We start from the raw sequence: 22188 nt of genomic DNA on the forward strand, positions 1-22188 counted from the left end.
TCAGACCCACCGCACCTCAGCCGGCTGCCCCACAAAGGTGCCGTAGGAGGTGAAGGCGCGCTCGGCGGCGCGGCGATCCTGCACGCCGAGCCGCCTGAGGGTGTCTACCTCAACGACGCAGGCCTTTGCCGTGAGGGTCCGCTTCCACGTCGCCACCACCTCTCCTCGATGCACCAGAGTCGCACGGAACACCCCGTTCTTTCCTGGCACGACCTTCTCGAAGTCATCGGGCGTCAAGAAGGCGCTGCGATCGGCGTAGCCCAGCATGTACTCGTCAAACCCTGGTGGGATAGCCCACTCCCACTGTTCGTCGCGGTCCCGTAGCGGGCCTAGGTCCAGTGCCTCTGCAGCCATCACCATGGGTCCCGCCTCGGTAGTGACCTGCGCGATGTCCGCTCCCAAGGCCGCGATGCCCGCACGACAGTCACGCACGCCTAGCCCCGTCCATCGGGCCAGGTCCTTCACGGTCACCGGCCCGTGACTACGCACGAACCGCCGGGCGATCGTCGCAAGCGCCTCTTCCCGGTCAAGCGTGACCTGGTCGGGCGCCCACTCAGACAGCAACGCAAAGGTCTGCTCGCCGTCCACGGACGGGGTAATGCAGGTGACGCCGAGCTGAGCGGCAAACCACAGCAGGTGATAGCCCACCTGACCCGAGACCTCAACCCCTGCCTCCTGGATGACCTGAATGCACTCCGTGCGGGACAGCCGCCCGCTGCGGGACAACGCCGTCTCCAAAGCTTCAACAGCCTGGTGCGCGGACTCCTCCGTCACGCCCAAGTACTCGCGGCGCTTCACCGCTCCCGCCAAGGGCTTGGCGCCCAGCACGTCCAGCATCCATCGGGCGTCCCGGGCCGGCACCAGGTGGATCGTGCCGCGCATCGGCCACGTCCGCAGCGCTTCGCCACTTTCCAAGGCTGCTTCCACGTCTGCGGCCACCACGGCATCGGCCCCTTGCGGAGTGTCGAGGCGCATCCCCAGCGACCACAACGCGCTGCTCAGGTCTTGGGCCTGCATAGCGCCACACCACGTGACGATGCCGTCCACGCTGGACTGTGAGGTGCCGTCAAGAAGCAAGGAGCGCATGCGAAAGGCGCGGATCTGGGCGGTGGAGAGCATGAGGTCACGGTAGCGATGCGGTGTGACACGGCGCGGGCAGCCCTGCGTGCCTTGCTGTCACCGGGTCCGCGTACCCTTGTCGCGTGCCCATCGACACCCTTGTCACCATGACGGGTGCCGTGCGGGATATTGCCTTAGGGGTAACCGCCGGCGCTCTCATCATGATTGCTGCGATCGTTCCCGCGCGCCACGCGGCTGCCGAACGTGCGTCGCTGATCGCGCGTATCGCGGCAGGGATCTGGGCATTGTCTGCTGTGGCCTACGTCTTTGTGTCGTACGCCTACATCCGCAATGACGCAATCCCGCCTGAACGATTCGTCGAAGAAGTGTGGTCCTTCGCGACCACCATCCCGCTGGGCCAGGCCTACTCACAGATGGCTATCGCCGCCTTGCTCGTGTCCGTGATTGCTGGTTTTGTCCGCAAACCTGCAGGCGCCGCATGGACGCTCCTCCCGATCGCATGGGCCCTGGGCTGGCAGGCACAAACCGGTCACGCGGCAGGCGCCACCGACCACCACCTCGCCACCTCCGCAATGTTCCTGCATCTGGCCGGATCAGCCCTATGGATGGGCATGCTGGGAGCACTCGCACTGATGCGCACGCCACTAGGCCTGGACGCGAAAGCCACCGTGATCCGCAGCTCCAAGGTCATGATCTGGGCCGCCGCAGCGCTGGTCGTTTCCGGCGCCGCGAACGCATGGGTGCGCATGGACTCACCCGCAGACTTTGTCACCACCACCTACGGATGGCTACTGACCGCCAAGATCGCCCTGATGGCGCTCGCCGTAGCGCTTGCCGCATGGCATCGCCGAGTCTCGTTGCCCCGGCTTGCTGAGTCCGCGGTGCGCGACCGGTTCTGGCGCATCCTGCTCGTGGACGTCGCCGCCATTGCCGCCGTCATCGTCATCGCAGTGGTGATGTCCGGCACCGCCCCGCCTGTGCCCATTGCCGCGGTCGACGACCCCACCCCCGCCTACTTCCTCACCGGCTACGACCTGCCGCCCGCACCCAGTGCACTGAACTGGATCGTGCTGTGGCGTCTCGAAATCCTCACCGCCTGCGCCGTCGCAGTAGCGGCCATCACTTACCTGCGTTGGGTGCGCCGTCTGCACAAGCGCGGCGACGCGTGGCCCTGGTACCGCACCGCATCGTTCCTCCTGGGTGTCGCCATCATGGCGTGGATCACCCAAGGTGCGCCCACGATCTACGGCATGGTGACGTTCTCCGGGCACATGGTCGAACACATGATGCTGGTGATGATGGCCCCCATCCCGCTCGCACTCGGCGCACCTGTGACGCTGGCATTGCGTGCCCTCACGCCCCGTAAGGACGGCACCCGCGGGCCGCGCGAATGGATCCGAGTCATCGTGGAATCCCGCTGGATCCGGTTCTTCGCGAACCCGATCGTGGCCGCGGCGAACTTCGCAGGCTCGCTTGTGGTGTTCTACTACTCGCCGCTGTTTGAGTTCGCCTTGCGCAACCACGTGGGCCACCTGGGCATGGTGCTCCACTTCACGCTCGTGGGGTACTTCTTTGCGAACGCGCTCGTAGGGATCGACCCCGGGCCCAAACGCCCCGGCTATCCCATGCGCATCGTTTTGCTGTTCGCAACCATGGCGTTCCACGCGTTCTTTGGTGTGTCGCTCGCGGCGTCTGAGGTGTTGCTTGCGCCCACCTGGTTTGGGTTGATGGGCCGCACTTGGGGGCCCGATGCGATCACAGACCAGCAGTACGGCGGCAACATTGCGTGGGGGATTGGTGAGCTCCCGGTGCTGGCGCTCGCGATCGGCGTGATCATTGCGTGGCGGCTGTCAGACGAGAAGGAAGCACGGCGCAAGGACCGGCAGGCCGAGCGCGACGAAGACGCCGAACTCAAGGCTTACAACGCCATGTTGGCGCAGGTGGCCGAACGCGACCGCAGGTCGGAGCAGTAGTTCTTTCCACAGATTTTGTCCACAGGGTTGTGAACAGGACGTGAACATGGGGGAACGGCTGTGGAAAAACCTGCGGAGAAACTCGGGTTGAAAATCTCACCCCGAACTGGGTTGCGCCCACGCCCCGACGCGAGTGCGACTAGTTCCATCGGGTAGCACAGTCCATCGTGGGGCAGGCCTCAGAAGGGCCGGTGCGTGAACACCCGGGCACTGGCGTGCGCAAGGATTGCGGGCGTCATGCCTGGTAAAAGCGTGTGTGCAGACGTTGATGGGGTGGCTATCCGGGCGAACAGGAGAACGGGAGTCCACCGGACGCCGAGGCACTGGATTACCAGGCCAAAGCAACCACTGCGGGTGACGGCGCAGGGACTCGCGGCACCGTTCGTCGGCCGAGAGGTCGTTGTCCACATGGGCATCGAAGCCGCATCGTCAATCGCGGCCATCGCGCCGGGTTATCCCCAGGCTGCGAGAACTCTCGAGCCTAGGCAAGGCCCCCCGGGCCCGAACTCCGGGGGGCCTTCGCCTTGCTCACACCCACTCGCTCGGAGCGGTGCTGCACCCAAGGTAAAGCCCACCTGTGACAACGCCACGGTGCGACACGCATCGGCCCGTCTGCACCGCCGCTTCCCGTCACTGCCGACGCTTTCGGGGATGTCCCAGATGTCCTATCTGCGTGACTAGCCGTCCACCCTCCTGCATGCCTGCCTGGGCTCGGGGTACGTTGGCAGCGTTAAGGGTTCGCGTTGAAGGAGCATCATGATGGACACCCCACCGAGCGCCCAGTCGCCCGACCGCGACCCCTCGCTCCCCACCCGGAGAGAAGTGCGCGAAGCCAACGAAGCCGCAGTGCGCGACGATCTTGGACTCGATGCCGCACCCACGCCCGTGGCGCCTGGAATGCTGACCCCCGGCACTGCCGAATCCGACCCCGAACTGCTCGAGGCCAACGCCGCAGCCAACGCGGCAGCCGGGTCCGCTGACGCGGACGCTGCTAGCCCCCAGGCCGTCCGCACTGAGACTGCCGGCGCCGAAGCCCACACCGTGGTGCTCGACCCGGTGGACGGCACCCAGCCCACCGCCGTCATGGAATCCGTGCCGCCCGTGGTCATCCCCACCGAACGCGACGATGCTCCGGACGCGGCTGTGGAAAACGGACCCGAACCTTCCGGAGTCGCGCACATCAACGACCCCGCCGACGGCCCCGCACCCGATTCCGCCAACTGGATGGGCCTGAGCGCGTTCGTCGCCGGAATCCTGGCACTGTCTCCCATTGCGATCATCCTGGGCCATCTGGGTCTCAGCGCCGCCAAGAAGGGCCGCGCCACCAATGGGTCCTTCGCGCTCGCGGGCGCCGTGCTCGGATGGATCGGGTTGGTGGCCACGGGGATTGGCGTGTGGCTGTACCTGCAGGGCCCGTCGGCCGAGCAGATCGACATCCACGCCAAGCAAGACATCCATGCCGTGGGTGCGGAGGTCGCAACTCAGGTGGTCGCCACCAACGAGTTGCCGCTGCTTGCGGACACGGGTGATGCGTACACCGTGGGCGACGTCACGTTGGAGCAGCACCTCGAGACTTCCCACGACATGTCCCTCACCGGAACCGCACCCGTGGACTGGTGCCTCCAACTCACGTTCGACGACGGCACCGTGCCGGCGTACAGCTATCTCCCCACTGAGGGCGTGGTCGAAGGGACCTGCGCAGGCTAGCCCTGAGGCGTGTGTGCCGGCTTCCATGCGTCCGCATGTGTGCCGGCCCATGTGGTGAAGTCCGTGGGCGCCTCACCCGTGACCGTCATGACGTCTTGGGTTGTCCCCGCGGCTTTCCCCGCGCGGGCGATCGAGTAGATCGCGGTAGTGACGAGCACCATGCCCCACGGCATCGACAGGGTGCGGCGCGCGTGGCGGGCGTACGCGAACACCCCGGGCCGGGTGTAGTGAATGGGCCGGTCCATCACCCGTGTCAGGGTGGCGCACACCTGGGAGTAGGTCAGCGCTTCAGGGCCGGTAGCGGTCCAGGCTTTGCCTGCGTGCGCCTCCGGGTCAAGAAGTGCGGCCGATGCGACGGCGGCAACGTCACTAGCCGCCACAAAACTGGTGGCTCCGGTACCGGCAGGGACGATGAGGCAGTCGCGATCCCGGATGTCACTCACATGGGTGGTGGTGAGGTTCTCCATGAAGAACGACGGGCGGACAAAGGTCCAGTGGAGTCCTGAGTTTCGCAGCCATTGTTCGACCTTGGCGTGCGGGACTACGCGGTTGGATTCTGCGCCTTGGAGGGACAGGAACACGATGTGCGTGACTCCCGCGGCCTTTGCCGCTTCCAGTGCGGGGAACATGTCGCGCTTCATGTTCGACAGGTGGGGTGGGCGCATGAGGAACACGGTGGTGATGCCGGCGAAGGCTTGTGGCCAGGTGGAGGCGTCGGTGAAATCGAGCGACACGGCGCTGACGCGGTCGCCCCAGAGGCGGGACACATCGTGTCCGTCCCGCGATGCGGCGCGGACTGGCGCTCCTGCGGCGAGCAGGTTCTCAGTCACAGCGCGGCCGATGTTTCCGGTGGCTCCGGTCACCAGGACGGTGGGGGTCATGCAGTCTCCAGACACAGGGGTGAGGCAACACGTGGATACTTGTATGATACAAACAATATGACGCAGCCGAATGGGACCACCGACCCCCACCAAGCCCAGGACACCCTGGTCCAGATCGACACCGCGCTCCTGCGCCTGCGACGGTTCCTCTCCAAGCCGGTCGAACGCTCCCACGAACCCGCCGCCGAGCGTGCCGAGCTTCAGGTGGACCTCTCCACCGTCCTCGTCGTCGACGCCGTATCCCGCGCCAACAGTGACGACACCGCCCCCACGGTCACTGCCATCGGCGCCCAGATGGCCGTCACGGCCTCAACCGCGACCCGGCTGATCGACCGTGCCGCCCACGCCGGCATGGTGACCCGCCAGCCCAGCCCCACAGACGCGCGCGCCACCCACATCGTCCTCACCGCGCAAGGCCACCAACTCGACGCCCAAGCACTCCAGTTCCGGCTGGGCCACCTCGCAGCCATCCTCGACGACTGGACCCCGGACGACATCGCGCGGTTCGCCACCGACCTCACCAGGTTCGCCCACCACGCGTCCAGCGACACCCCACCCCGCACCGCACCCACGCCTCACGGAGACCCCACATGAGCATCGCCCTATGGACTGCCCAGATTCTGCTCGCACTCGCCATCGGCGCCGCCGGCTTCACCAAACTCAAAGACTCCCGCGAGGTGTACGCCAACGCGCGGCCACCCATGACCACCTTTGCCGCACACATGCCAACATGGCTGTTCAAAGCGCTCGGCGTGGTGGAGATCGCGGCCGCGATCGGCCTCATCCTGCCCTGGGCAACCGGAATCGCATCCATCCTCACGCCGATCGCCGCCACGGGCGTACTCGTCATCATGGTCCTCGCGTTCGCCGACCATGCCCGGCGCAAAGAAACCCAGGCCTACCCCGTCAACGTCATCCTGGGCGCGATCGCGCTCTTCGTGGCGCTGGGTCGATTCCTCGGTTGGTGAACCGCAGGCGTGTGCCGCTAGGCCAGGTGCGTCCCGTCGGCCACATGCCCGCTACCGGTGAGTGTGACGTCCCCGGTGACCACAACATCGGCCCCAAAGGACCAATCTCCATGCACCGTAAGAGACGCGGCATTGCGTAGCGACGGTGCACCATGCGGGAAGCGCGCATCAAAGTCGGAGATGGTCTTGAAGAACTCAGGGTCCAGGTCGACGATCGGGGCCGCCGCCACGTCCAGGCGTAGCGCCCCGTCCGCATCCAACCGGTAGGCATCCGAGCGAAGTACCAGCAGATCGTTCGTGGTCTTCACCGGCAAGAACCGTTCGCGGCTCACCGCAATCGCGGTCGCACCCTCAAACACCTCGATCGCGGCACCCATCGCAGACTCAATCTGGAACACCTCAGGCGAGGATGCATCCGTGGGGTCCACAGTCTTGCGGTTGCGAATGAGGGGCAGGCCCAGGACGGCACCACGCTCCGTGAGCGCCTTCTTGAGCGCCGCCAAGTCAAACCACAAGTTGTTGGTGTGGAAGTAAGGGTGGCGGTATTCGTCGGTGAAGAAGTGCATCTGATCAGGCGGCGTCTGCGCCGTGTCGCGCAAAATCAGCTGGTTGTCCGCAGAGCGGATCGCGAGGTGCCCGCCCTTCCGGTCCGCGGCCGTCCGCGTACATAGTTCTGCCGCGTATGGCGCACCAGAGGCCGCAAACCACCCGGCGATTCGCGCATCTGGAATGGCGCCCAAGTTGTCCGAGTTCGACGCACTCGCATACCGGAAGCCCGCCTCGAGCAACGCATCCAGCACGCCCGACGCCAGCAGCGCGGTGTAGATGTCGCCGTGGCCCGGAGGGCACCACTCCAGGTCCGGATCCGTGGGCCACTGCACAGGCGTCAGGTCATCCACGCGGAGTTTGGGCTCTTTGTTTTGCAAGAAGTCCAGGGGCAGCCCGTCGACCTCGATGCCGTCGTGGGCGCTGAGGGCCGCGAGGGAGTCGTCGCGGGTGCGAAACGAGTTCATCAGCACCAACGGCAGGGGGGCGCCGGTGGTGGCGCGTGCCCGCTGGACCTGTGCCGCGATGATGTCCAGGAACGACTGGCCGTCCCGCACCGGCAGCAACGACTTGGCCCGGTCCATGCCCATGGACGTGCCAAGGCCGCCATTGAGTTTGATGACCGCGGTCGCGGCGAGCGCGTCATTCGCATCCGTGTCAGGGATGTCGATGTCAGCGAGCTGCGTGGGGTCCAGCAGGGGAGTGATGGTCTCTTCCGGGATCAGGCCGGTCGCGCCCGCCTCAAGCTCGCCGTAGTAGTGGGAGAACACGTCGATCGCGGCTGGGCTCACACCCGCATTGCGCATCTTGTTCTGGGCCTGCCGTAGTCCCTCAGCACTCATGATGACCAGCCTACGGTGCATGCCGGGCCCTGCGCGCTGGCAGTCATCTGGTGCCACATCTAGCCCAAAAGTGACACCAGATGACTGCCAGGATGCAGTTGGTCTGGAGTCGCAACCGAGGCCCGTGCCGTCCCTGACATCTGGCGGCGGGCGGCACGGCGCGCCATGCGTAACTCGCCGGTCCTCGCACCCGGCACGTGTCAGGCACGGCACACGGCACCGATGGCCGGCGGGGGTGCCTTGTGTGAAGGAAACCGTGGGGGCTAGACCGGAGCGCATGCTGGTGTGTTGCGTGCTTCAGGGGGCCTCGGGGCGGCTGTGCCGCGCCTCACCGAATGGAGCGGGTGACGGGAATCGAACCCGCGCTATCAGCTTGGGAAGCTGAAGTTCTACCATTGAACTACACCCGCGCGGCCGCTCAGGAAGCGACGCTCAGCCCATACTAGCGGCCCTGCGCAACGGCGCACTCACGTGAGGTCTGTGGCCGTCATCGCGAACGACGCGGTGCGGGTTTCTCCTGGTTGCAGGAGGAACAGGCCGGTGCCGGGCACGCCGTCTTCGTCGAGGTTGAAGGCGTCGTTGGCGTTGGAGACGGGTTCGAGGGCGAAGAAGTCGCGGCCTGGCGGGATGTACAGCACGGCGTGTTCAAGGAGTGCGTCGGCGGTGATGTCGATGCGTACGGCGCCCGGCCATTCCACGGTGGCGAGGTGGTCGCCGGTGCGCCCGGTGAAGCAGTCGTCGACAAACTCGGTGCCCAGTTCCCGTGCGGTGCGGAAGTCTGCGGCGGCCCGGATGGGGCCTGCTTCGCCTGTGGCCATGCAGTCCACCAGGTCGTAGGCGCGTTCCACGTCCAACTGGAGGTGCGCATCGGCTGATCCAGCGACTGACCGCAGGAAGTACGGGTGGTGACCGAAGCCGGCGGGGAAGGTTTCGTGGGAGGTGTTGGTGAGTGCGTAGGTCCAGCGGAAGGTGTCGCCGTCGAGCGCGTAGGTGAACGCAGCGGTGAATGACCAGGGCCAGTTCACGCCGTAGACGTCGTGGGACATGAACTCGAGTGTGGCGGCGGAGTCGCTGTGGGCCGTGACGTTCCAGGGGTAATCCCAGCCTGCGCCGTGGATGGCGGTGCCGTCGGGCCAGTTGCGGCGCAGTTGGTACTCGCGTCCGTTGAAGCGCAGCAGGCCGTCGCGAATGCGGTTGGACCAGGGCACGAGCGGGTAGGACGCCGTGCGGTTGGGGATCACCGCGTCTGCCGGCGTGGGGCGCAGAAGGTGCTGCCGTTGCCCGCCGATGGTGACCTCTCCGGTGGCGACGGCGCCGCCCAGGCCGGGAAGCAGTCCGATGCGCCAGCGGTCGTTCTCAATAGTCACGGTGGAGGTCATGGTGTCCATTGTGTCGTATCGATTCGATTCGAGTCGGCTGACACGTCGTTAACGTTCACAGAGGCGCGATAGGGGAGCCCCGGTCGCACGCGCGAACCGGGGCTCCGAAGCGGGGGACAGCGGCGACAGGGCCTAGCGGTCCTGAAGCGAGTCCAGTGCGACCATGAGCGACAACACCACACGCTCGTCATAGCGGGTGTCGTACACGGCCACGCGGTACAAGTCCCGCACGCCACCCTTGCGCTTGATGGTCATGGCATCCGACCCGTCCGGGGCGTGGATGGAGAAGTTGTACGGAATGAGGTTGATGAAGCGCCGCGCAATGGCCTTGCCCGTGGAGTCTTCGTTTGCGGTGAGCTGCGGCAGTCCTGGGATTTCGAGGTACCACGTGGAGTTCAGCAGGGACTTGGCAAAGTCCTTGGAAAACGTGCCGATGGGCTGGTGGTTCTCGTCGAACACGTCCACCACGGACTTCACATCCATGACGTTGCGTGCCTTGAAGGAGAACACCCGTTCCGCTTTGGTGTCGTCCTTGTAGAAGACAATCTCTTCCTTGAGCTTCATGCGCTTCTGCTGCGCGAAAGCAATCTGCTCGCCGCCCTCAAAATCCTCGCCAGTGCGGCGGATTTCGTAGCGGTTGACTCCCAGCGTGTAACGCTGCTTGATCGTGTAGAACTCCGGCGTTGCGTTCATAGGGTCACAGTAGCGAGGCAGGGGCGTCCTGGGAATATCTGAGAGCCACGAGCGTGTTAACCCACTCGCAGACGCTATCCAGGGGAACGTCCCCGACCGCTGAGACAGTGACTGAGAAGTTGCGGCCAGTGGCCAGATAGCGCCGTCCCTTTGGGAGGAGCAAGAGCAATGGCAATCGGTTCCGGCATTTTTCTTATCGCAGTCGGTGCGATCCTGACTTTCGCCCTCAACGAGTCAGTCGAAGCAATCAATCTGGGCCTGGTGGGCTGGATCCTGATGGGCGCGGGTGCGCTCGGGATCATCATTTCGCTCGTCGTCAACGGTCAGCGCCGCAACACGACCCACACGGAGGTCAAGGAGCAGCACGTGGACTCGCGCGAGCACATCGACTCGCAGCAGAATCCCCCGGCAGCGCGCTAGCGCTCCGCGCACACTGCACGCGCGAAAGGGCCGGAACTCGCCAGGGTTCCGGCCCTTTCGCGCGCTCAGCGGGAGTAGCCGCGCGCTACGGCTGGCTGGAGATGTCCTCGTCCTGCTGGGCGCGCAGCCTCAGCAGCGCATCGTCCCTGGTGTTCACCTGGCGAGGGTAGGTGACGTCCAGCAAGGGCCGATGCCGGTGATAGGTCACCTCAAGGTTCCAGTACCGCACTACCCACAGGGCTGCGCCGACAGCCACGATGATCGCGGCGATCGCGCCCACCCAGATTGACCAGCGTGGGCCCACCTCTTCGCCGATCCAGCCCACAATCGGTGAACCAATGGGGGTGGACCCCATGAGGACCATGGAGTACAACGCCATGACACGGCCGCGCATGGCAGGGGCGGTGGTGGTTTGAATGAGTGCGTTCGCACTGGTCAGCATGGTCAGTGCGGAGAAGCCCACGGCGACGGATACCACCATGTACAGCTCGTAGGTGGGCATGGCTGCCATGACGGCGCTCGACACACCGAACAGGAACGCCGCGCCCAGGGGCAGCCGCAAGCGGATATGGGTGCGCCGTGCCGCAACCAACGCTCCCGCCAATGAGCCGATCGCTACGACTGAACCCATCAGGCCGTATGCCTCCGGGCCTTTATCGAATGCGACCCGGGCCATCAGCGCGCTGGTCATTTGGAAGTTCAACCCAAAGGCCGCCACCACTGACACCACGATCATCACGACGATCAGCTCTGGCCTGCGCTTGATGTACCGCACGCCCTCCATGACCTGACCGGGCTGGCGTGGCGCCCGCTCCATCACCCACAACTCGCGCACCCGCATCGCGAGCAGCGCCACCACGGTCGCAATGAACGTGAAGCCGTTGATGATGAACACCCAGCCGATGCCGACCCACGCCACCGTCAAGCCCGCCACCGCGGGACCCACCAGGCGTGCGCCATTGAAGGCCGCCGCGTTGAGCCCCACCGCGTTGGCCAGTCCGTCTGGTGGCACCAGGGCTGCCACATAGGTTTGGCGGGCGGGGGTGTCGACCGCACCCACGAGTCCCAACGCGAAAGCGAACCCGTATACGTGCCACAGTTCCGCATTGCCGGTCAGCACCAGGGCTCCCAGGCTTAGGCCCAGCCCGGCTGCGATGACCTGGGTGGTGATGAGGAGTTTGCGTTGATCCACGCGGTCCGCCAGCAGGCCCGCCCACGGCCCCAGGAGCAGGAACGGCAGGAACTGCAGCGCCGTCGTGATGCCGACCGCGATCCCTGAGTCATCTGTCAGGTGGGTCAGTACCAGCCAGTCTTGGGCCACCCGCTGCATCCAGGTGCCCACGTTGGACACCAGTGCGCCAGCGAACCAGAGCCTGTAGTTGAAGTATCCGAGCGACGCGAAGGTCCGGCTCATGGCAGGCCAAAGCAGGACGAAGAGGGCATGCCACTAACTTACGTCGAAATTTCCTGACGAGGCGCAGGGCCGATGCTTGCTAGCCTCTGGCGTCATGACTGACCCCACGACTGGTGCGACGGCGGACGAGGAAGAGTTGAACCGCCGCGCGACGAACGCGCGCTATCGCGTCCACGGTGCGTTGGCGCTGTTCATCTTTGCGATTGGTGGGTGGATCGGCGCGTTCTTCACGGCGATCTTTTACTTCTTCCCCATCGATGACCACTGGCCCGTGTGGCTGGCGATCGTCACGGGCGTGTTGTCCATCGCGTGCCCTCTGGGGGCGTGGTGGGTCATGCGAGGTGCGGTGAGGGACCTCCTCGCGGTGCAACAGGCACGGGAGCTGCCGGGGCTGCGCTCGGTAACGGGCGACCTGCCGCTGTGGGACGTGGCCGCACCGGTGGACGACCTCGTCGAGCACCTGGAGTCGTTAAGCGAAAACGACGTGCCGTACGTGGTCTACGCGGAGAGGTCTGGTCGGGCTGTGAGAATAACGGCGCAGTGGTTGTCCGAGGAGCTGCGGTGGCGGACATTCATGCAGCGAGGCCGTGCGGTGCGGCGGTGGCGCATGGTGGTCACGTTGAATGTCGACCGCGGCACATACACCTTCACGGAGTATCAGGCATCGTCCCAGATCGTCGGAGACCTGGCGCGTGGCACGCTCAGTGGAGTGAAGTCGTGGAGTCGCGGCAAGACCATGGGCGCCGGTCACGTTACGCAGGTGTGGGCTGCCGGTCAGGTGACGTCACCTGAGGGACGTGGCATGCACGGAAGGATTGCGTTGACTCCGGCCGATGCGAAAGTCCCGGTGTTCACGATCTTGCGTGCCTACGGTTGGCGACCTAAGCGAGACACCACGTTTGCTCGTGCCTGGGAGTTCTGACGATAGACCGTGCGCGATCCTTGGCAGCCGTGGGGGTATGTTGTGGGGGCCAAGGCCCGGGGGCCCGCGGCACAGGAAACGCCATCATCGATAGAGGGGGACCAATCATGACTTCTGTACGGACATCGCTCGTAGCGTGCGCGGCGCTCGCCGTGGGGCTCGCGGGCTGCAGCGCGAACGTTACCGTCGCCCCGGAGGACGTCGAGACGACCGTCGAGGACAGTCTCGAGGCGCAGTTCGGCATCCGCCCAGTGATCGATTGCGGTGATGACAACATCGATCTCGTCGTTGACGAGCAGGTGACGTGCCTGTTGAGCACGGAGGATGACCCGACTGAGTTCGATGTCGACGTCGTGTTCACCGAGGTCGACGGTACGGAGTTCTCGCTCGACTACCAGGTTGCCGAAGAGCCCAACTAGATGGCGCCGGTCACGTGGGTGAGACGCTCAACACTAGCTTTCCGCCCACGTGACCTTCTTCGAGGCGAGTGAACGCTTCCCGAGCATCGCCCCACGGATACACCCGTTCAATGACTGGGGTCAACGTGCCGTCCTCGGTCCACGCCATCACCCGCGCCAGGTCCGGACCACAACCGCGCAGCCGAGCGGACACGGGGGCGGTTCGGACGTGTGCGAGTGGCTTTTGCAGCTGAGTGCGAGCCATCGCCCACGCCGGACCCAGCAGTTTCCCGCCGCCCACAGCCCCGGCCGGCGCGTACACGCCATCGTCGTTCAGCAGGTGACGCAACCGCAGCAAAGACTCCGTCGCCACCGTGTCGTAAATCACGTCGAACTTCTCGCCACAATCCCGGACCGATGCCGTGCGATAGTCGATCACACGGTCGGCGCCCAGCCCTTCAAGCATCGGCTGACGCGCACCCGACGCCACGGCCACCACGCGTGCCGCACCCAAGGCCCGGGCTATCTGCACCGCCATGTGGCCTACGCCTCCGGACGCGCCGATCACCAGGACCGATGCGCCCTCCTGGAGCCGTGCGCCCTCAAGGCCGTGCAACGCGGTTAGGGACGTCATGGGCAACGCTGCCGCCTGCGCGGCCGTGAGGGATACCGGGACCTGAGCCGCAGCATCGGCCCTCACCACGGCCTGCTCCGCTAACGCGCCCGCACGCACCATGCCCGCGATCCGGTCGCCCACGGACACGCCGGACACGTTCGCGCCCACCGCGTTCACCACGCCGGTGACGTCCGCGCCCACGACCAGGCCGCCAGGGGAGCGCCACCCGAACGACGGTCGCACAATCCACGGGTCGGCCCGGTAGATGTGCCAGTCATACGGGTTGATGCTGACTGCTTGAACCCAGACACGAACCTCGTCGGGACCTGGCTCCGGCACTGGGGCGTCACCCCATCTCAGCGCGTCCGGCGGGCCATACTGGTCCGCAATCCAGGCCTTCACGGCAGGACCACCACCTTCCCGCGTGCGTGCCCGTCGGCAACGCTTTGCACAGCGGCCGATGCTTCACTCAAGGGCCGTACTGCACCGATCAGTGGGGTCAGGTCGCCGGCGGCGAGGAGCGCACCCAACAGGTCCAAATCCGCGGCCTTGGGTGCGGAGTAGAAACTGCTGATGGGACGGCGCCGCACCTGCCCATGCCACGTGGCCTTCGCCACCCGCATCAGGCCTCCGCCGTCAGCTCCGTCCGTGCCGGCATTCGGCAACAGCATGCCTCCGGGCGCCACCAGCGTCACAAGGTCCGCCATGCGATTGGCGCCCACATTGTCGAAGATCAGGTCGAAGCCCGGTTCGAGCTCCAGCACATCCTCCTGGGCATAGTCGACCGTGCGGTCAGCACCCAAGGCGCGTACAGCATCGGCCGCACCTCCAGACGCCACTCCCGTCACCGTCGCACCCGCGTGTGCTGCCATCTGCACCACAAACGAGCCGATGCCACCGCCAGCCCCAATGACAAGGACACGCTTCCCGGCCAGGGCAGCGGGGTCGTGACGCCCCTGCGGGTAGGGGTCCAGCCCGGCGTGACGCAGCCCGTGTAGTGCAGCAAGTGCAGCCATGACCGATGCTGCGCCAGCCCGGGCCTCCACACCCGCGGGAAGCGCCGCAATCCGGTCCTCCTTCGCCACAGTGAACTCAGCCAACGACCCGCGAGTCTCACCAAAGACCCGGTCGCCCACCTGCCACCGCGTCACCTTGCCGCCCACCGCGACCACGGTGCCCGCAGCATCGGTCCCGCGCACCGGCTGGCGTGGCCGGAACAGGCCTCCCATCAGGCGCAACATTGCCGGTGAGCCCGTCATCATGAAGATGTCAGCAGGGTTCAACGCTGCCGCATCCACGCGCATCAGCACCTCATGCGCGCCCGGCACCGGAACGGGACACTGCGTCACCCGGATCTCATCCGCGGTGCCGTAACGGTGCTGCACCGCCGCTGTCATCTCTGCAGGGATGGTGGTCATTGTGCGCTCCTGACTGCAACCTCCACGCTACGTCCACGGATGCCCACTGTCAGCAGATAGCCGATCATCCACAACTCGCCCACGGTCGCAGGCATCGCAGCCGCCTCGGCCAACCACGACGGTGCCGCAGCCACACCCCAGGCCAACAGGCCAGACACCACGTAGCCCACGCCACCCACGACCAAAATCCAGCCCATCACCACCGGGAAGCGCGCCGTCGTGATCGCCGCCCACCCCATCGGGATCAGCCACAACCCAAAGAACAAGTTCCCCATGCCCCACGACGCCTCGCTGAGCTGAGTGAGCGTGCCCACCACACCCGCAGCATCGGCCCCCGCCACGATCGACGGATCCTGACCCACCGCCGCGGCCGCCCCCATGAACGCCCCCGACGCCATGATCGCCGCCGCATTCATCAACCCGAACGTCGCCACCGCAAACGCCGCCACCGGACGGACCTCCCGCAACAGGCGGTAGAAGCCAATCGCCACCAACGCCTGCGACAGCACCACGCCCATTTCCAGCAGCACCACGGTCGACGCCAACTCCGGACGTTCACTCAAGTTCGCCAGCGTCTCAGCGGCATCGTCGGTAAAGATCTGCGGCCGCAGCACCAGGAAACCCAGCATCCCGGTCACGGCCAGCGACAGATAGGCCAGGCCCGTCCATCGGCCCGCCCGCACCGTATCCGTGGGCGGGCGAGTGTCCGCGGCATGTGCCCTGCTTGTGGTGGCGTTGGTTGTCATGATGTCTCCTTGAATGTTGGTACGGCAGCACCCGTTTTTGGGTGCACTGTTTTTGGGTGCACTGAGTAGAGCCCACCTGCGGTGAGCGTGATTGCAGGGAGAGGAGTCGGCCTAGACCTGTGCTTCCTCGGGATAGTGGAAAACGTCATCGAGCGAGACGCCAAGCGCACGCGCGATCTGGAACGCCATCTCCAGCGAAGGCGAATACTTGCCTTGCTCGATGGCAATGACCGTCTGCCGGGTCACGCCCACACGGCGTGCCAGCTCGGCCTGAGTCATCTCGTCACGCGCAAAACGCAGTTGACGAATGGAGTTCGTGACCAGGGTTGACTTGCCCATCAGAACCCCCGGCGGTAGGCGCGAATCTTCACCACGGCCTCAACAACGCCACTGACCACACCGAAGGCGAAAATGGCGTTCCCAATCCAGAACGCGTCCGCATCGAGCATGGCCAAGGCCAATGCGACCGCCGTGCCGACACCCAAGATGCCCTGGCTCTTGCGGGAGCCGTAGCGTTCAATCTCCTTGTCGCGCTCATCCGAACCCATCTCCACCTGGGGGTCTCGGCCACGTGCCGCAAGCCCCACCGCAGAACCGATCGCCGCGACAATCGAACCCACAATGGTGCCCACGATCTGCGCGCCAATGGCCCACAGCATCGGCACTACCCAGGACACTTCCTCGATGGGTCCTTCGAATGCGCGGGGAACCACCACGGCGGCATAGGTCGTCGCTGCGGCAATGTTGCACACCAAGAACACCCACACGCCGCGCTCTTCCATGGTCATGGTGAGCTTCTCGTCGTCTGCGGGTCCGGTGAAGTCACCGTGACCGTGTGTGGGGGCGTTCATGCCAGTCCCTTTCGGTAGCCGCTCATCACCACGCCTGCTTGGGCGAGTGTGCCCAGCCAGGTGGTGAGGAGCAGAACATTTGCAACCCAGAACACTGGCACATCGAGCGCCAGCATGACCAATGTGGCCAGGACGGCGAGGCCCACGATTGAGGAGTTCGCCTGTTCACCTGCGGCACGGATGCGGTCGTCGCGTTCGTCGGTGACGGTGTGGCCGCGGCTGCGCACACGCAGCGCGATGAAGGTCACGGTGTAGAGGAAACCGCCAGCGCCGATGCAGAGGAGCAGCGGACCCTGCCACGCGACCTCCGCGAGGGGGGCGTCGTCGGTGAGGGCACGCACGGTCACGACGACCAGGTAGGCGGTCATTGCGGCCAGGCCGAGTGCGAGTGCGGCTGCAGTGTGGCGTTCCTCGTAGCTGGCCTCGTAGGTGGCGTCTTTCGCCATGGCGGTTCTCCTGTGACGAGTCTGATGTCAAACTTCTTTGACATCACGAAGGTAAGCCCTGTTTGACTCCGTGTCAAGAGTTCTTTACATCTCTCCTCGTGTCCTCCCGCCCGCTCCTCCCGCCCCTCCCCGTCAAATGGAGCCATCTTCCTGTTTTAGAGCGCCAAAACAACCAAATGGAGCCATTTGGCGGGGAAGAAGGGCCGCCGGACGGGGAAGAAGGGCCGCCGGGCCCAGGGGGGAGCGGGGGTCCAGGCCGGTCATGAACCGATGCGCGTAACAGGGGGGATACCTGAGCGCTCTAGGCTGGGTCGTATGACAGGGGAGGTCAACCTCGCAACGTGGGCGGGGGCGGTGATGCCAGCCGGTGCATGGCCGTCGTCAGAGAACGACGACGTCGTGCGCCGTCTACGTATGGTGCTCGAACACGATCACCCCCAATGGGAAGAACGCCTGGCCGCGCTCGCGAACCGCATGGCACCCCACGACCTGGTGCACCACGCCGACGACCGCGACGTGCGCTGGTTCGCTGGACTCGTGGGCCAAGTAGCCGTCACCCACAAGAGTTCGTGGCGTGCCCTGGGCTGGACCCCGTCCGTGGAGCACATGCCCGAAGGCACCGATATCCCCGATGAGGTCGTGGCCGCAGTCGTGGACCGCCGCGGGCTCCTGGGACGGTACGACGCGATCGTGATCGGCTCCGGCGCAGGCGGCGGTGTTGCCGCCCAAGAGCTGTCCGAAGCAGGCCGCACCGTCCTGGTCGTGGAACGCGGAGGCGCCCCACCCACAGGCGAACTCGCCCGCGATCACCTGCGCTCACCCACCGCACACAGCCGCGTGGGCACCCCTGACCCTGACCTCGTAGGCCCCAGCGATCCCCGGTGGGGAGCGAGCGCCTTTGGCCTGGGAGGTGGAACCCGCGTCTACGGGGCCCAGGCGTGGCGTTTTGCCCCGCAAGACTTCGCGATGGCCAGCACGTACGGCGAGGTGGCGGACTCGGGCCTCGCGGACTGGCCCGTCAGTTACGACGAGATGGAGCCTTACTACGCGCTCGCGGAGTTCGAGTGGGGAGTGAGCGGTGCCCCCGGCCCGCCCGGAACTGAAGGCCACCGGTCCGTGCCGTTCCCGCTGCCGCCTTTGCCGCGAACCAAGCCGGCATCGGCCCTCCTGGCGGGGGCGGAGAAGCTGGGCTGGCGCACGCTCCCTACGCCCATGCTGATCAACTCTGAGCCGTATCGAGGCCGCGCAGCGTGTGTCCGATGCTCGCAGTGCTTGGGTTTCGCCTGCCCGGTGGGCGCGAAGGCCGGGTCGCAGAACACGGCGTTGTGGAGGGCGTCCCGAACGGGGCGGACCAGTTTTGTGTTGAGTGCGCGGGTGGTGGAGTTGGTGACCACCAAGGACGGCACCGTGACGGGCGCGCTAATCCGTGGCGTTGACGATCAGGGGCCGTGGGAGCGGCGCATTGATGCCGACGAGATCGTCATTGCGGCTGGTGCGGTGGAGAGTGCGCGGCTGCTGTTGTCCTCGCGGTCTGCGGCACATCCCCATGGCCTGGGCAATGGTCGCGACCAGGTGGGCCGCTACCTGCAAGGGCAGGCGCAGGTGGGCGCCATCGGGATTTTTGAAGATGCGGTCACGGACCTCTTGGGACCGGGCGCGGGTATCGCCACCGCGGACTTCCGGCACGGAAACGCGGGCCTCACGGGTGGCGGAATCCTCACCAACGACTATGTCCCCACGCCAGCGTCGGCGTTGCGTCAACTCCAGGGTGCGGGACTGCTGCCGTTCGCTGGGCCCGATCTGATGCCACGTTTTGCTCGGCTTCTGCCGCGTCTGCAGCGCATCATGGCTACCGCTCATGAAGTTCCTATGGCCGATGCCAGGGTCACTTTGGACATTCGGGTGAAGGACGAGTGGGGGATTCCCATTCCGCGGTTGCATGGCGATCTGCATGCGGAAGATGTGAAGACTCGTAACTTCCTCTCGGGCAAGGCGGCGCGATGGCTGCATGAGGCGGGCGCGTCTCAGGTGGTGCGCATTGATCCGCGCAGTGGTGCGGGCGGTCCGGTGGTGAGCCGGTTCCAGGCGGGCACTGCACGTATGGGAACGGATGAGGGTTCATCAGTGGTGGACCCGTGGGGCCGGTTGTGGGGGCACGCCAATGTGCGCGTGGTGGACGCTGCCACTCACGTGTCTAATGGTGGTGCAACGCCGGTGTTGACGACGGTCGCGAACGCATACCGAGTGATGGCGGACATGGTGGGTGCGTCCAAGGATGAAGATGGGTTCGACTCCAGCATCTTTTGACGGGTGACATTCGCCACGCCTGAACAGATCAGGAATGGTTGACGTCTCCACTGTGTTGCGTGGGGCGTGACTTCAGAGAGCCTCCCCGCCCAGACCACCGCACCCGCTCCCGTGACCGTTGACGTGTGGGCGGACATCGTGTGCCCGTTTTGCTACATCGGGGAAGCACGCCTTCGCAAGGCAGCTGATCCTGCCGTGGTGATTCACCCCCGAGCCTTCCAACTCAACCCGGACGGTGGCGAACGCGAGTCCGTCATGAGCTACCTGGCACGCAAGTTTGGTTCCACGGAGGAGCAGGTGCGGGAATCTCAGCAGCGCATCGTGGACTTGGCGCGGGCTGAAGGTCTGCCGTTCACGAACGACCGTGTGGTGGGTGACACGATGAACTCGCACCGGCTGGTGTTGGCCGCGCTCGGTGAGGGCGGGCCGGCGCTAGCGCTGGACGTGCGTGAAGCGATCCAGCGCGGCCACTTTGGTGGCACGCTCGACATCACTGACGCCGATGCGCTCGTTGACACCGCCGTGAAGGTGGGCTTGGACGTGGACCTGGCTCGCGCGGCGATCGACAACGACGACCTTGCCCAGTTGGTGCGGGCGGAACACCAGCAGGCCTCGCAAATGGGTGCCACAGGGGTGCCGTTCACTGTGGTGGGAGAGCGCTTTGGCATCCCCGGCATGGTGGAGACGGATCAGTATGCGGAGGTCATTGCGCGCGTGCGTGAAGCCCACTAGCCCTGGCCGTAGATACTCGGCGGTGTTCAGTGCGCGTGATGCGCCTGGCCGTCGATCATTGTCACAACCCGGGAGAACCGTTCCACATGGCGCTGCTCATGCGTCACCAACACGGTGGCGCATGAGCGGTCCGCTGTTTGCTGGGCAATCACATCGATCACCGCATCCCCACGTTGCATATCGAGAGCACTGGTGGGTTCATCCACCAGGAGCACCTGCGGCGCTGCCGCAAGAGCGCGAGCAAGACTGACACGTTGACGTTGGCCCCCAGATAGCGCCTGAGGAAGCCGATGCGCCAAGGCCGCGACACCCACTGCGTCCAGGAGTTCCATGGCATAGGCCACGGGAACCACCGGGCCACCGCTCATCCGGGACACAATGCGTACCTGTTCCACGACGGTGAGAGTGGGGATGAGTTGGGGCTGCTGAAACATGATTCCCACCTGGGTACGGCGAATCCTGTCCACCTCATCGTGAGGGAGGGCTGCCAGATCATCAGAGCCGATGCGCACCGTTCCAGAGTCCGGCTGCGTCAGCCCAGCAGCAACAGATAGCAGGCTGGATTTTCCGGAGCCCGATGCCCCTGTCACTACCGTGACCTGCCCCGGCTCCGCGGTAAAGGACACACGGTCCAGTGCGGTGACCTGCGAGGTGCCGTCGGGATACGTCAGGGTGACGTCGGTCAGTGTGATCATGACAAAGCTCCAAGTGCGTTCAGCGGGTTGACCCTGGTGACAGAGCGGGTGGCAAGTGCCGATCCGGCAAGGGCGAGTAGCGCGACAATGACGGCAGGCAGGGCGATGGTCCACGGGGAGACCACCACCGGAAGGGCGGCGCCAGCCAGCGCAATCCCACCCACTGCCAGCGCAACTCCACCCACAGTGCCGATGGTGACAACGATGGCCGCCTGGCTCATGGCATCTCGCTTGAGCCGCTGCCGCGGGACACCCAGGGCCCGCAAAATAGTGAGTGCGGGAGTTCGCTGCGTGGTCCACACCATGAAGAAGGCTCCGGTGACCACTGCGCTGATGACGACCAACATGCCAATGATGAGTGTCAAGGAGCCCACCTCGCCCTTGAACGACGGCACCGCAAGCATCGACTCCACTGTCGATAGCGCCGCCGTGTCACTGAGATCGCCGATGGTGTTCCACTCGGGAGCGCCCCAGACCAGCAGTGCAGACGGCTCTGCATGCAACATTCCAGAGCTTGCAGCTGCGTCCCGTGGAACGAACACCACAGGCATATGGCCATGGGATGCGTGACCCGCAGGCTCACCCACAGTCCACTCGTGTCCCGCAATCATGACGCGATCGCCTTGGTCCACGCCCAGGTCCTCCATCGCTGCATCGGACAAGCTCACTGTGCCGTCGGTGGGAGTAGCACCCACCCCTGCGGGCAGCGCAAAGACAGCGACCGACTGAGCAGTGCCGCCAGCTGAGGCGGGTACAACCACCACATCGAGTGCCGCAGTGTCCGTCACCCCGTCAGCATTAGCCCAGGTATCGACCTGGGCAGCGGTCAATGCTGACTCGTTGAAGGTGACCTCAACCGATGCGGGACCACTGAGGACCACTCGGTCCCCAGGCAAGTTCGCCACAGCAGATACCGACTCGGCCCCCAGGCCAGCGGTCAGCGCCGAGAGGAACGACACCAGCATCGATACGAGCGCCACAATCCCTGCGAGCAACGCAAATCGCAGTGGTGCCCTGCGGATTTCTGACCAGGCGAGCGCCATGAATGCCTCCAAAGTTTCGGTGACTTCCATGCTGGCAACGGTCCAGAACTGAGGCATCGGCCATGCGGCCACATTTTGCCTCCAAGAGGAGTGACGTTGACGTCCAACTTT

The 22188-nt window shown here is 65.4% G+C and carries 23 protein-coding genes and 1 tRNA gene; 9 read left to right on the forward strand and 15 right to left on the reverse strand.

Going from position 1 to position 22188, the window contains the following annotated elements; translation table 11 throughout:
* Entirely contained in the window at positions 1–1119 is a 1119-nt protein-coding gene (locus ON058_RS02015) for a winged helix DNA-binding domain-containing protein (protein WP_274667356.1), read from the reverse strand.
* A gap of 83 nt (positions 1120–1202) precedes the next feature.
* On the opposite strand from ON058_RS02015, the gene ON058_RS02020 reads away from it, so the two are divergent.
* Positions 1203–3053, forward strand: coding sequence for a cytochrome c oxidase assembly protein (locus ON058_RS02020; protein WP_274667357.1), 1851 nt, complete (start codon positions 1203–1205; stop codon positions 3051–3053).
* Between the two features lie 756 nt (positions 3054–3809).
* Positions 3810–4760 carry a DUF4190 domain-containing protein gene (locus ON058_RS02025; protein ID WP_274667358.1) on the forward strand — a complete coding sequence of 317 codons (951 nt, stop codon included), beginning with the start codon at positions 3810–3812 and terminating at the stop codon, positions 4758–4760.
* Here ON058_RS02025 and ON058_RS02030 read toward each other — a convergent pair.
* A complete protein-coding gene (locus ON058_RS02030) occupies positions 4757–5641 on the reverse strand; it encodes an NmrA family NAD(P)-binding protein (RefSeq protein WP_274667359.1) in 885 nt (294 codons plus the stop codon). The two genes, ON058_RS02025 and ON058_RS02030, sit on opposite strands and share 4 nt — an antisense overlap.
* Before the next feature lie 57 nt (positions 5642–5698).
* On the opposite strand from ON058_RS02030, the gene ON058_RS02035 reads away from it, so the two are divergent.
* Both ON058_RS02035 and ON058_RS02040 read left to right on the forward strand, forming a co-directional pair.
* The gene (locus ON058_RS02035) at positions 5699–6235 is read left to right on the forward strand and encodes a MarR family winged helix-turn-helix transcriptional regulator (protein WP_274667360.1); all 537 of its coding nucleotides are present in this window, start codon (positions 5699–5701) and stop codon (positions 6233–6235) included.
* Positions 6232–6609, forward strand: a complete 378-nt coding sequence (locus ON058_RS02040) for a DoxX family protein (RefSeq protein ID WP_274667361.1) — start codon at positions 6232–6234, stop codon at positions 6607–6609. The genes ON058_RS02035 and ON058_RS02040 overlap by 4 nt, the downstream gene beginning before the upstream one ends.
* A 17-nt stretch (positions 6610–6626) precedes the next feature.
* Here the strand turns inward: ON058_RS02040 and ON058_RS02045 are convergent, their stop codons facing one another.
* The 4 genes from ON058_RS02045 to ON058_RS02060 all read right to left on the reverse strand — a co-directional run bounded on the left by ON058_RS02045 (position 6627) and on the right by ON058_RS02060 (position 10069).
* Positions 6627–7997 (reverse strand): UTP--glucose-1-phosphate uridylyltransferase, encoded by a 1371-nt coding sequence (locus tag ON058_RS02045; protein WP_274667362.1) that lies wholly within the window; start codon positions 7995–7997, stop codon positions 6627–6629.
* 336 nt (positions 7998–8333) lie between these two features.
* Positions 8334–8407: transfer RNA gene (locus tag ON058_RS02050), tRNA-Gly, on the reverse strand.
* A gap of 57 nt (positions 8408–8464) precedes the next feature.
* Positions 8465–9376 carry an aldose 1-epimerase gene (locus ON058_RS02055; protein ID WP_274667363.1) on the reverse strand — a complete coding sequence of 304 codons (912 nt, stop codon included), beginning with the start codon at positions 9374–9376 and terminating at the stop codon, positions 8465–8467.
* A gap of 132 nt (positions 9377–9508) precedes the next feature.
* On the reverse strand, positions 9509–10069 hold the full coding sequence (locus ON058_RS02060) for a hypothetical protein (RefSeq protein ID WP_274667364.1): 561 nt from the start codon (positions 10067–10069) through the stop codon (positions 9509–9511).
* 168 nt (positions 10070–10237) lie between these two features.
* Here ON058_RS02060 and ON058_RS02065 point away from each other — a divergent pair, with 168 nt between their 5' ends.
* On the forward strand, positions 10238–10489 hold the full coding sequence (locus ON058_RS02065; protein ID WP_274667365.1) for a DUF6458 family protein: 252 nt from the start codon (positions 10238–10240) through the stop codon (positions 10487–10489).
* Positions 10490–10574: 85 nt separating this feature from the next.
* Here ON058_RS02065 and ON058_RS02070 read toward each other — a convergent pair whose 3' ends face one another.
* Positions 10575–11903: an MFS transporter gene (locus ON058_RS02070; RefSeq protein WP_274667366.1), complete on the reverse strand. Its 1329-nt coding sequence runs from the start codon at positions 11901–11903 to the stop codon at positions 10575–10577.
* 94 nt (positions 11904–11997) lie between these two features.
* Here ON058_RS02070 and ON058_RS02075 point away from each other — a divergent pair, with 94 nt between their 5' ends.
* Both ON058_RS02075 and ON058_RS02080 read left to right on the forward strand, forming a co-directional pair.
* Positions 11998–12825: a hypothetical protein gene (locus tag ON058_RS02075; protein WP_274667367.1), complete on the forward strand. Its 828-nt coding sequence runs from the start codon at positions 11998–12000 to the stop codon at positions 12823–12825.
* Positions 12826–12932: 107 nt separating this feature from the next.
* Positions 12933–13244 carry a DUF4333 domain-containing protein gene (locus ON058_RS02080; RefSeq protein WP_274667368.1) on the forward strand — a complete coding sequence of 104 codons (312 nt, stop codon included), beginning with the start codon at positions 12933–12935 and terminating at the stop codon, positions 13242–13244.
* Positions 13245–13254: 10 nt separating this feature from the next.
* Here ON058_RS02080 and ON058_RS02085 read toward each other — a convergent pair whose 3' ends face one another.
* The 6 genes from ON058_RS02085 to ON058_RS02110 form a co-directional block, all read right to left on the reverse strand.
* Positions 13255–14241 (reverse strand): NAD(P)-dependent alcohol dehydrogenase, encoded by a 987-nt coding sequence (locus ON058_RS02085; RefSeq protein ID WP_274667369.1) that lies wholly within the window; start codon positions 14239–14241, stop codon positions 13255–13257.
* The gene (locus ON058_RS02090) at positions 14238–15257 is read right to left on the reverse strand and encodes an NAD(P)-dependent alcohol dehydrogenase (RefSeq protein WP_274667370.1); all 1020 of its coding nucleotides are present in this window, start codon (positions 15255–15257) and stop codon (positions 14238–14240) included. The genes ON058_RS02085 and ON058_RS02090 overlap by 4 nt, the downstream gene beginning before the upstream one ends.
* Positions 15254–16003, reverse strand: a complete 750-nt coding sequence (locus ON058_RS02095) for a DUF4386 domain-containing protein (RefSeq protein WP_274667371.1) — start codon at positions 16001–16003, stop codon at positions 15254–15256. Before ON058_RS02095 ends, ON058_RS02090 begins: the two co-directional genes overlap by 4 nt.
* Before the next feature lie 111 nt (positions 16004–16114).
* The gene (locus ON058_RS02100; RefSeq protein WP_274667372.1) at positions 16115–16342 is read right to left on the reverse strand and encodes a helix-turn-helix transcriptional regulator; all 228 of its coding nucleotides are present in this window, start codon (positions 16340–16342) and stop codon (positions 16115–16117) included.
* On the reverse strand, positions 16342–16854 hold the full coding sequence (locus ON058_RS02105) for a hypothetical protein (protein ID WP_274667373.1): 513 nt from the start codon (positions 16852–16854) through the stop codon (positions 16342–16344). The genes ON058_RS02100 and ON058_RS02105 overlap by 1 nt, the downstream gene beginning before the upstream one ends.
* Complete coding sequence (locus tag ON058_RS02110; protein WP_274667374.1) at positions 16851–17300, reverse strand: hypothetical protein; 450 nt, start codon at positions 17298–17300, stop codon at positions 16851–16853. Before ON058_RS02110 ends, ON058_RS02105 begins: the two co-directional genes overlap by 4 nt.
* Before the next feature lie 315 nt (positions 17301–17615).
* Here ON058_RS02110 and ON058_RS02115 point away from each other — a divergent pair, with 315 nt between their 5' ends.
* Together ON058_RS02115 and ON058_RS02120 are read left to right on the forward strand one after the other, a co-directional pair.
* Entirely contained in the window at positions 17616–19607 is a 1992-nt protein-coding gene (locus tag ON058_RS02115; RefSeq protein ID WP_274667375.1) for a GMC oxidoreductase, read from the forward strand.
* Positions 19608–19673: 66 nt separating this feature from the next.
* Positions 19674–20339, forward strand: a complete 666-nt coding sequence (locus tag ON058_RS02120; protein ID WP_274667376.1) for a DsbA family protein — start codon at positions 19674–19676, stop codon at positions 20337–20339.
* A 26-nt stretch (positions 20340–20365) separates the two neighbouring features.
* On the opposite strand, the gene ON058_RS02125 is transcribed toward ON058_RS02120, so the two are convergent.
* Together ON058_RS02125 and ON058_RS02130 are read right to left on the reverse strand one after the other, a co-directional pair.
* Complete coding sequence (locus ON058_RS02125; protein ID WP_274667377.1) at positions 20366–21034, reverse strand: ABC transporter ATP-binding protein; 669 nt, start codon at positions 21032–21034, stop codon at positions 20366–20368.
* Complete coding sequence (locus ON058_RS02130) at positions 21031–22149, reverse strand: ABC transporter permease (protein ID WP_274667378.1); 1119 nt, start codon at positions 22147–22149, stop codon at positions 21031–21033. The genes ON058_RS02125 and ON058_RS02130 overlap by 4 nt, the downstream gene beginning before the upstream one ends.
* Positions 22150–22188: the final 39 nt, after the last annotated feature.

The sequence above is a fragment of the Demequina sp. B12 genome, from assembly GCF_028823635.1.
Taxonomy (GTDB): Bacteria; Actinomycetota; Actinomycetes; order Actinomycetales; family Demequinaceae; genus Demequina.

Bases quoted from the DNA above. Each gene is read 5' to 3' on its own strand.
- ON058_RS02015 (WP_274667356.1), bottom strand. From the start codon at position 1,119: ATGCTCTCCACCGCCCAGATCCGCGCCTTTCGCATGCGCTCCTTGCTT.
- ON058_RS02025 (WP_274667358.1), top strand. From the start codon at position 3,810: ATGATGGACACCCCACCGAGCGCCCAGTCGCCCGACCGCGACCCCTCG.
- ON058_RS02030 (WP_274667359.1), bottom strand. From the start codon at position 5,641: ATGACCCCCACCGTCCTGGTGACCGGAGCCACCGGAAACATCGGCCGC.
- ON058_RS02035 (WP_274667360.1), top strand. From the start codon at position 5,699: ATGACGCAGCCGAATGGGACCACCGACCCCCACCAAGCCCAGGACACC.
- ON058_RS02040 (WP_274667361.1), top strand. From the start codon at position 6,232: ATGAGCATCGCCCTATGGACTGCCCAGATTCTGCTCGCACTCGCCATC.
- ON058_RS02045 (WP_274667362.1), bottom strand. From the start codon at position 7,997: ATGAGTGCTGAGGGACTACGGCAGGCCCAGAACAAGATGCGCAATGCG.
- ON058_RS02055 (WP_274667363.1), bottom strand. From the start codon at position 9,376: ATGACCTCCACCGTGACTATTGAGAACGACCGCTGGCGCATCGGACTG.
- ON058_RS02060 (WP_274667364.1), bottom strand. From the start codon at position 10,069: ATGAACGCAACGCCGGAGTTCTACACGATCAAGCAGCGTTACACGCTG.
- ON058_RS02065 (WP_274667365.1), top strand. From the start codon at position 10,238: ATGGCAATCGGTTCCGGCATTTTTCTTATCGCAGTCGGTGCGATCCTG.
- ON058_RS02070 (WP_274667366.1), bottom strand. From the start codon at position 11,903: ATGAGCCGGACCTTCGCGTCGCTCGGATACTTCAACTACAGGCTCTGG.
- ON058_RS02075 (WP_274667367.1), top strand. From the start codon at position 11,998: ATGACTGACCCCACGACTGGTGCGACGGCGGACGAGGAAGAGTTGAAC.
- ON058_RS02080 (WP_274667368.1), top strand. From the start codon at position 12,933: ATGACTTCTGTACGGACATCGCTCGTAGCGTGCGCGGCGCTCGCCGTG.
- ON058_RS02090 (WP_274667370.1), bottom strand. From the start codon at position 15,257: ATGACCACCATCCCTGCAGAGATGACAGCGGCGGTGCAGCACCGTTAC.
- ON058_RS02095 (WP_274667371.1), bottom strand. From the start codon at position 16,003: ATGACAACCAACGCCACCACAAGCAGGGCACATGCCGCGGACACTCGC.
- ON058_RS02100 (WP_274667372.1), bottom strand. From the start codon at position 16,342: ATGGGCAAGTCAACCCTGGTCACGAACTCCATTCGTCAACTGCGTTTT.
- ON058_RS02105 (WP_274667373.1), bottom strand. From the start codon at position 16,854: ATGAACGCCCCCACACACGGTCACGGTGACTTCACCGGACCCGCAGAC.
- ON058_RS02110 (WP_274667374.1), bottom strand. From the start codon at position 17,300: ATGGCGAAAGACGCCACCTACGAGGCCAGCTACGAGGAACGCCACACT.
- ON058_RS02115 (WP_274667375.1), top strand. From the start codon at position 17,616: ATGACAGGGGAGGTCAACCTCGCAACGTGGGCGGGGGCGGTGATGCCA.
- ON058_RS02125 (WP_274667377.1), bottom strand. From the start codon at position 21,034: ATGATCACACTGACCGACGTCACCCTGACGTATCCCGACGGCACCTCG.